The sequence below is a fragment of the Bacillota bacterium genome, assembly GCA_018333655.1.
In the GTDB taxonomy this organism is placed as follows: Bacteria; Bacillota; UBA994; order UBA994; family UBA994; genus BS524.
Genome location: JAGXTJ010000020.1, coordinates 1 through 6,808, shown reverse-complemented (window position 1 = coordinate 6,808; position 6,808 = coordinate 1). Strand labels below are relative to the sequence as shown.

At 56.2% G+C, this 6,808-nt stretch carries 6 protein-coding genes; 5 read left to right on the top strand and 1 reads right to left on the bottom strand.

The features are described 5' to 3' along the window. The first annotated feature begins 554 nt into the window (after positions 1-554). From KGZ92_03880 to KGZ92_03860, 5 genes are all read left to right on the top strand, one after another. Positions 555-2,459: an ABC transporter substrate-binding protein gene (locus KGZ92_03880; GenBank protein ID MBS3888427.1), complete on the top strand. Its 1,905-nt coding sequence runs from the start codon at positions 555-557 to the stop codon at positions 2,457-2,459. A gap of 64 nt (positions 2,460-2,523) precedes the next feature. Further along, a complete protein-coding gene (locus KGZ92_03875; GenBank protein MBS3888426.1) occupies positions 2,524-3,531 on the top strand; it encodes an ABC transporter permease in 1,008 nt (335 codons plus the stop codon). After that, on the top strand, positions 3,528-4,391 hold the full coding sequence (locus KGZ92_03870) for an ABC transporter permease (GenBank protein MBS3888425.1): 864 nt from the start codon (positions 3,528-3,530) through the stop codon (positions 4,389-4,391). The genes KGZ92_03875 and KGZ92_03870 overlap by 4 nt, the downstream gene beginning before the upstream one ends. Then, positions 4,388-5,398, top strand: coding sequence for an ABC transporter ATP-binding protein (locus KGZ92_03865; GenBank protein MBS3888424.1), 1,011 nt, complete (start codon positions 4,388-4,390; stop codon positions 5,396-5,398). The genes KGZ92_03870 and KGZ92_03865 overlap by 4 nt, the downstream gene beginning before the upstream one ends. Positions 5,399-5,435: 37 nt before the next feature. Next, entirely contained in the window at positions 5,436-6,353 is a 918-nt protein-coding gene (locus tag KGZ92_03860) for an ABC transporter ATP-binding protein (GenBank protein MBS3888423.1), read from the top strand. 52 nt (positions 6,354-6,405) lie between these two features. Here the strand turns inward: KGZ92_03860 and KGZ92_03855 are convergent. Beyond that, positions 6,406-6,808 (bottom strand): hypothetical protein (locus KGZ92_03855; GenBank protein MBS3888422.1); only part of this gene is annotated, 403 nt, incomplete at its 5' end.

Genomic DNA, 6,808 nt, shown 5'->3' with positions numbered 1-6,808 from the left:
GCCAACAGGGGGTGACCCTGAGCTTCCATCGGCCCTTGTCGCACTACCTTAACGCTCTGAGCAGCCTAGGGCTGGCGCTAACGCAGGTCATAGAGCTCCCCGATCAGCCGATGAAAGAGCGCCCTGATAACCCCGACATCCCGCTGATGCTAGCCCTAAAGGCTATCAAACCCGCTTAAACAGCGCCGCCATTATCCGCTGCGGACCGACCCAGTCTTGACACCCAAGACACTGGGGGGGTAGATTGTTAGTCAGATAGCCGATCCAATATTGGCACGAGCACATTGTCCACCTCCGGCCCGCCCTGCTTGTGCCTCCGAAACGGCTGAGGTGGTGATCCCTGGAGGTGAGCATCTGCCCCACCCACAGCAAAACCCACAACTCAGTTGGCAAGCAGCGAAGTTTAAGCTAGATGCCTTATCCATTAGAAAAATGTGAAACGTGACAAAGAGTCACCGGTGGGGCTCGAGCCTACCGCGAAGGAGGTGATTGAGAGAATTAGAGCATGCAGGCTTGTGGGCGTGAAACGGCAGTGAATAATGGAGGTAGTGGTGATGCGTAAGCTGCTGATGGCGTTGTCGGTACTCTTTGTGATCGGCTCGTTAGGGCTGGGTCAAGTCCTCCCCCCAGGGGTTCCGCGCGCGGAGACTCTGATAGTTCATTCCCTTTTTGCCCCAGCGCCAATGCCAGGAAACTGGAACTTGTGGGCTGGTTGGAGACAGAATAATAACGGTTTGCATCAGTTTGCCACCGAAGCTTTATGGACGCTCAATCCCAATGTGGTAGAAGGCGGGATTATCAATGCCCTTGCCGCTGAACCGCCCAGCTACAATGAGGATTTCACGCAGCTAACCATCAAGCTTAGAGAAGGCGTTTACTGGAGCGATGGGGTACCTTTTACCGCACACGACGTGGTCTTCACCGTCCTGGCTACAAGGGAAACGCCCGCGTTATCCTTTCATGCGCAGATGCTAGAGGTAAAAGAGGCCTACGCTGCGGACGACCATACCGTGGTTATTACCCTAACCCGTCCAAATACTCGCTTCCACACCGCATTTCTCGAGCGGTGGGGCACCTTGCGCCCGATGCCCAAGCACATCTTCAGTCAAGTTGAAGATATTATGGCGTTTGACTTTCACCCGCCGCTTAGCCTTGGCCCATACGTTTACGTAAACCACGACCCGGCCGGCAATTGGGCGCTCTGGCGCAAGCGAGACGATTGGCAGAGGACCGTTACCGGGATGCTTTTTGGCGAACCGGCACCACAGTACGTCTTATTCATGAACTACGGTCCGCCGGAATCGCACATCATGGCTATGTTAGGGCACGAGCTAGATGTTTTCCAGGGCCCGACAGAAGCCATGCTCGTTTTACTAGAGCAAGGCGATACCACCAGATCGTTCCGTGAGGCCTGGCCGTTCATCGATCCGCGGGATCTCTCCACCCGCGGCCCTGGGTTTAACCACCTTAGAGAGCCGTTTAACAACCGAGATGTGCGTTGGGCGCTAGCTCTGGCTATTGATGCTGTGGAAGTAGCCATTATGGCCTATGACGGCATGGTGGCGCTCACCCCGGGGCTGCCCCTGATGGTTCTCCCCGAATTCAAGGAGTGGTACTTTGAGCGACTCGAGCCGTGGCTAGAGGAGTTCACTCTCGACTTGGGCGATGGGCGGGTTTTCCATCCCTGGGACGGCGAAGCGCCGTGGCGGCTGCTGGAGTGGGCCCAGCAACACCACCAGGTAGACCTTGATCCCACCGATACGGACGCGGTAAGGCTCACCTTGGGCTATGGCTGGTGGAGGCACGCTCCTGACGTAGCGGAGGAGCTCCTCACCAGGCACGGTTTCTCCCGCGGCGCGGATGGCAGATGGCGCCTCCCTAACGGAGAGCTATGGCGGATTCAGTACCTGAGCGGTACCGATCCCACAGACATGGCCTACATCGTGGCTCTGGCAGTAATGGAGCAATGGCGGGCGTTTGGCATTACCGTGGATCATGTCCCATCGGCTGCGGCCGGTCACCTCACCTGGCACGGGGAGTTTGAGGTCAGCGCCGCTAGCCACGGAGGCTGGGTAGGCGAAGTATGGGGGGTCCATCCGGATCTGCATATTGGCTTCCTCTCGCTGCGTTCCGATCTGGTTCGGCCCATCGGTGAGCCGACTCTGGGGTGGGCGCAGCGTTGGTCCGATCCCCGGATGGACGAACTCGTTAGAGAGCTAGAATTGACTCCTTGGGACGACCTGGAGAGGATTATCGAGCTCGGGCTGGAAGGGATGAAGCTCCAGATCGAGGAGATGATCGCGATACCGATCATTAACTGTCCGATCGTCATCGTCTTTGATGAGTCCTACTGGACGAACTTCCCCAGCCCTGCCAACGACTACGCCCGTAGCGATAACTTCACTACCTGGCCCCAGCTCAAATATATCCTGCATCACCTGGAGCCAACCGGCCGGTAAAACTAGCCCCTAGGCAGGGTCTACTACTCGGCCCTGCCTAGGGGTTCGTACAGAGGACTAAGAGATGACTTTTCTAAAGCGGTACCTCATCCCGCGCCTTATCCAGTATCTCCTTGTCACCTTCTTAGGGTTAACTGCAGTGTTCATACTACCTCGTCTCTTACCCATCGATCCGATCCAGCAGAGGATCGCTCAATATCAGACATTCGGCATGATAATCCCTCCGGATCAACTAGAATATATGATCAGCACGTTGCGGAGCCTCTTTGGCCTGGAAGGGACCCTGTGGCAGCAGTATGTCATGTTCTGGCAGCGCCTGCTAACTTGGGACTTTGGGCCCTCACTGGCTAGATTTCCCACTCCCGTCAGCACCTTGATCGCTTGGCATCTCCCCTGGACCCTGGCCCTCCTCATTTCCTCATTAGTTATCGGTTGGGTGGTAGGGACTCTAGTGGGCGGAGTGGCGGGTTACTACCATCGCAGCAAAGCGACAAGGCTACTAGATGGCGCGGCCATGGTGGTGCGGCCCATCCCCTACTATATTCTCGCTCTCTTGTTGCTCATCCTGTTTACCCATGTTTTACCGTTACTGCCGAGGGGGGGAGGCATCGGGATTGGGGTAACGCCGGAGTTTAATCTAGCAGCGATCTGGAGCATTTTGTTGCATGCCACACTCCCGGCCTTAACTCTTATCATCGGGGGTATCACGGAGCATTTTCAGGCCATGAAGCTCATTGTTCAGACCTCTCGGTCCGAAGACCACGTCTGGTATGCTCGATCAGCCGGTGTAAAGGACAGCACGATAGTTTTTCATTACGTTATCCGCAACGCTATGCTCCCGAGGATCACCCATCTTGGGCTAAGCCTCGGTTTTGTATTCTCCGGCGCGCTAATCACAGAGATAGTTTTCAGGTACCCAGGGGTGGGACTATTGCTTTTCAATGCTATTATGCACGGTGATTACAACCTGATCATGGGCATCTCTGCCATTTCCATCATGGTAATCACCACCTCTATCCTGCTCCTAGACCTCCTTCTCCCGCTTGTTGATCCCAGGGTGAGGCACCAATGAGTGGGCTACTGCGTGATCTATTTAAAGATTACCGGTTCATCATAGCTTTTGGGGTGGTCCTGGCGCTGCTATCCCTTAGCCTCCTCTCGATCTTTTCTCCTTTTGATCCCCAACGAGCCCTTCAGGTGCCCAGAGCTCAGCCCCCGTCGTGGCAATACCTACTGGGAACTACTTGGCTCGGCCAAGATGTCTTTTGGCAGCTCACGCATGCCATCAGGAACACTCTTGCCATCGCCCTGATCGCCTCGTTGACGTCGCGGGTGATCGCGCTCCTGATCGGCCTAGTGGCCGGTTACCGAGGGGGCTTGGTTGACCGCATACTGATGTCGGCGGGCGATACCACGCTGGTGCTCCCCAGCTTGGTGATCCTTATTCTGGCCTCTATCTTCCTTAGAGAATGGCTTAGGGATCTGGTCAATCTAGGGCTCTTACTGGCCTTTTTTGCCTGGGCTTGGGACGCTCGCGTCATTCGTTCTCAGGTTCTAAGTCTGCGGGAGCGGGAGTTTACTCGTGTCAGCATCCTCTCGGGCATGGGGACGTTTAGGCTGGTAGTGAAGCAGTATTTGCCGTTTATCTTGCCCATCGCCTTCACCACACTGATCAACAACATGTCTTGGGCTATCGGCATGGAAGTCACGCTGGCCTATTTAGGCTTAGGGATCGATCCTTCTGTTCCAACGATTGGCAACATGCTCCAGGTGGCCATCTTCCGGCAGGCGCTCTTTATGGGGCTTTGGTGGTGGCTCTTAGCGCCGGTGGGCACGGCCCTGCTGCTATTTGTAAGCCTATATCTGCTCTCGGTGAGCTTAAGCGAATATCTTGATCCGAAGGCCCGTGTTCAGAGGATCGGCCTGCGATGAATAGAGACGGGGTTGTGCTAAGAACCGAACGGTTGCAGACATCTTATGTCCTGCACGCCTTCGGCCGCCAGGTGGTGGTGAAGGCGGTCGATGGTGTTGACGTGACCATCGGCCGGGGTGAGGTCTTGGGGATTGCCGGCGAAAGTGGCTGCGGGAAAAGCACCTTGGTCAAGGCGTTGTTTGCTAACATCGAGCCGCCATTGCAGCACATCGGGGGGAAGGTGTGGTATCAAGTCGACGGGGCCGGAGTAGACGTGCTCTCACTGCGTCCCAAGGACCGGCGCAGGTTCTTGTGGAAGTTTATCTCCTACGTTCCGCAAGGCTCTATGAGCATCCTTAATCCGGTTCGCAAGTTAAGAGCGACATTCCAAGATTTCCTGGCCAGCCATGTTGGGGGGCAGAGAGCGAAAGAGGCGCTGGAAATAACCGACCGGCATCTGAGCGAGCTAGGGCTACCGCTCAAGGTCTTGGATTATTATCCGCACCAGCTCTCGGGAGGGATGAGGCAAAGAGTAACTATCGCCCTTGCCACGCTCTTGCAGCCCGAGGTCATACTGGCCGATGAGCCCACAACCGCTTTGGATGTAGTAGTGCAGCGGGGCGCCATTCAACTGCTAAAAGAGATTCAGGAACGGTGGGGGAGCACGCTAGTGTTAGTTACCCATGATATGGGAGTGCAGGCCAATATAGCCGACCGGATCGCCATTATGTATGCGGGTAAGGTGGTCGAGGAAGCTGATACTAAAGAGATCTTTAAAAACCCGCAGCACCCTTATACCAGGTTCTTAATCAAGTCGCTGCCGCGATTTGGAGACCGGGCCGCCAAAGAGAGCGCTCCGGGGAGCCCGCCTTCACTGGCCAATCTGCCCGGTAGCTGCGCCTTTCATCCCAGGTGCCCACACGCCTTTGACGCTTGCCGGGAGCGGATGCCGGAGTTAGTGGAGCTGGAAGGCAACCGCAGGGTCGCCTGTTGGTTAATAGGAGGCACAGGTGGCGAGGCTCCTTGAGGTTAGGAGTTTGACGAAGACATTCTCTATCGGGAGCATGCTCTCTCGGACCAAGATCACCGCCGTAGATAACATCTCGTTTCACGTCGGGCCGGCTGAGATCTTTGCCCTGGCCGGTGAAAGCGGGTGTGGCAAAACCACTACCGCCAAGATGGTCTTGGGCTTTGAGGAACCGACGGCGGGCGAAATCTCCTTCAAAGACAAGCCCCTCTCGGCATGGCGACTCAAGCAGCGTGAGTTTATGAAGGATGTCCAAGCCATCTTCCAAAACCCTTTTGAAACCTTTAACCCGCTGAGGCCGGTAGATGACTTCTTCTTCGAGACGGTTCATAACTTTAATAACCATACGATCCGGAGCAGAAAAGATGCCGTGGATCTGATCGACCTAAAACTCAAAACCGTCGGGCTCTCCTTTGAGGAGGTCCACGGCCGGTACCCAAATGAGTTTTCTGGTGGGCAGCTGCAGCGCGCCTCCATCGCCCGGGCACTCTTGACTAACCCATCCCTGTTGATCGCCGATGAGCCGGTGTCAATGGCTGACGCCTCGCTGCGAATGTCGATAGTGAACTTTTTTAAGAGGCTCAAGGAGGAGTTTAAACTTAGCGTTCTCTACATTACTCACGATCTTGCCACCGCATATTATGTCAGCGATCGCATCGCCATCATGTTCCGGGGGAACATTGTCGAGATGGGGCCGGTGGAGGAGGTGCTCCTTGCCCCCAAGCACCCCTACACAAAACTTCTCCGCGAGTCGGTCCCCGAGAACGATCCTGAGAAGAAATGGACCGAGAAGATAGCTCTGGCCGATAGCGAGTACGGGGAGTATCTGAGAGCGGGGTGCAAGTTCGCAGGCCGCTGCCCAATTGCATATGATCGATGCAAAAGCGAAGTGCCGCGAGAGGTGCTCTTAAACGAGGTCATAGTCAAGTGTCACAAATACGACGAGTCAGGCTAGAAAAAACAGCTACCCCCGCAAACTGCACGGGGGTAGCCTAGCGAAAGCTACTTTAGGCCTGAGGCGTTTCGGACTCTTCCGGCTCTCGCGGTTTCTCCGGCTCCAAGCTAGGACGCTTACCTAGCCGGAAGGCTGCCGTAAGGAGCGCGGCGGCTTCAGCCGCATCGATCACGTTTTCGGGCTCGACCTCAGCCTCGGGTTTAGCCGCCGGTTCGGGCTTAGGTTGAGGTGCTTCGGCCTTCACTTCAGGCTTGGGCGCGGGCTTGGTTTCGGCCTTCTCACTCTTGGTCTCGGTCAGGCCGAACTGCGCGAAGAGGTCGGCATAGACATCGCCTAGTTTGGTGGTGGCCTTAGTACCGGCATCGGCGCTGGCGTAGCTGTAATCGTAATCGATCCCGGCGCTGCGGCGGCCACCGCGGCGTCCCTTGCGGCCACCGGCACTGCGGCCGCTCTGG

Coding starts and splice junctions, on each gene's coding strand:
- KGZ92_03860 (MBS3888423.1), top strand. CDS start 5,436: ATGCTCTCTCGGACCAAGATCACCGCCGTAGATAACATCTCGTTTCAC.
- KGZ92_03870 (MBS3888425.1), top strand. CDS start 3,528: ATGAGTGGGCTACTGCGTGATCTATTTAAAGATTACCGGTTCATCATA.
- KGZ92_03880 (MBS3888427.1), top strand. CDS start 555: ATGCGTAAGCTGCTGATGGCGTTGTCGGTACTCTTTGTGATCGGCTCG.
- KGZ92_03865 (MBS3888424.1), top strand. CDS start 4,388: ATGAATAGAGACGGGGTTGTGCTAAGAACCGAACGGTTGCAGACATCT.
- KGZ92_03875 (MBS3888426.1), top strand. CDS start 2,524: ATGACTTTTCTAAAGCGGTACCTCATCCCGCGCCTTATCCAGTATCTC.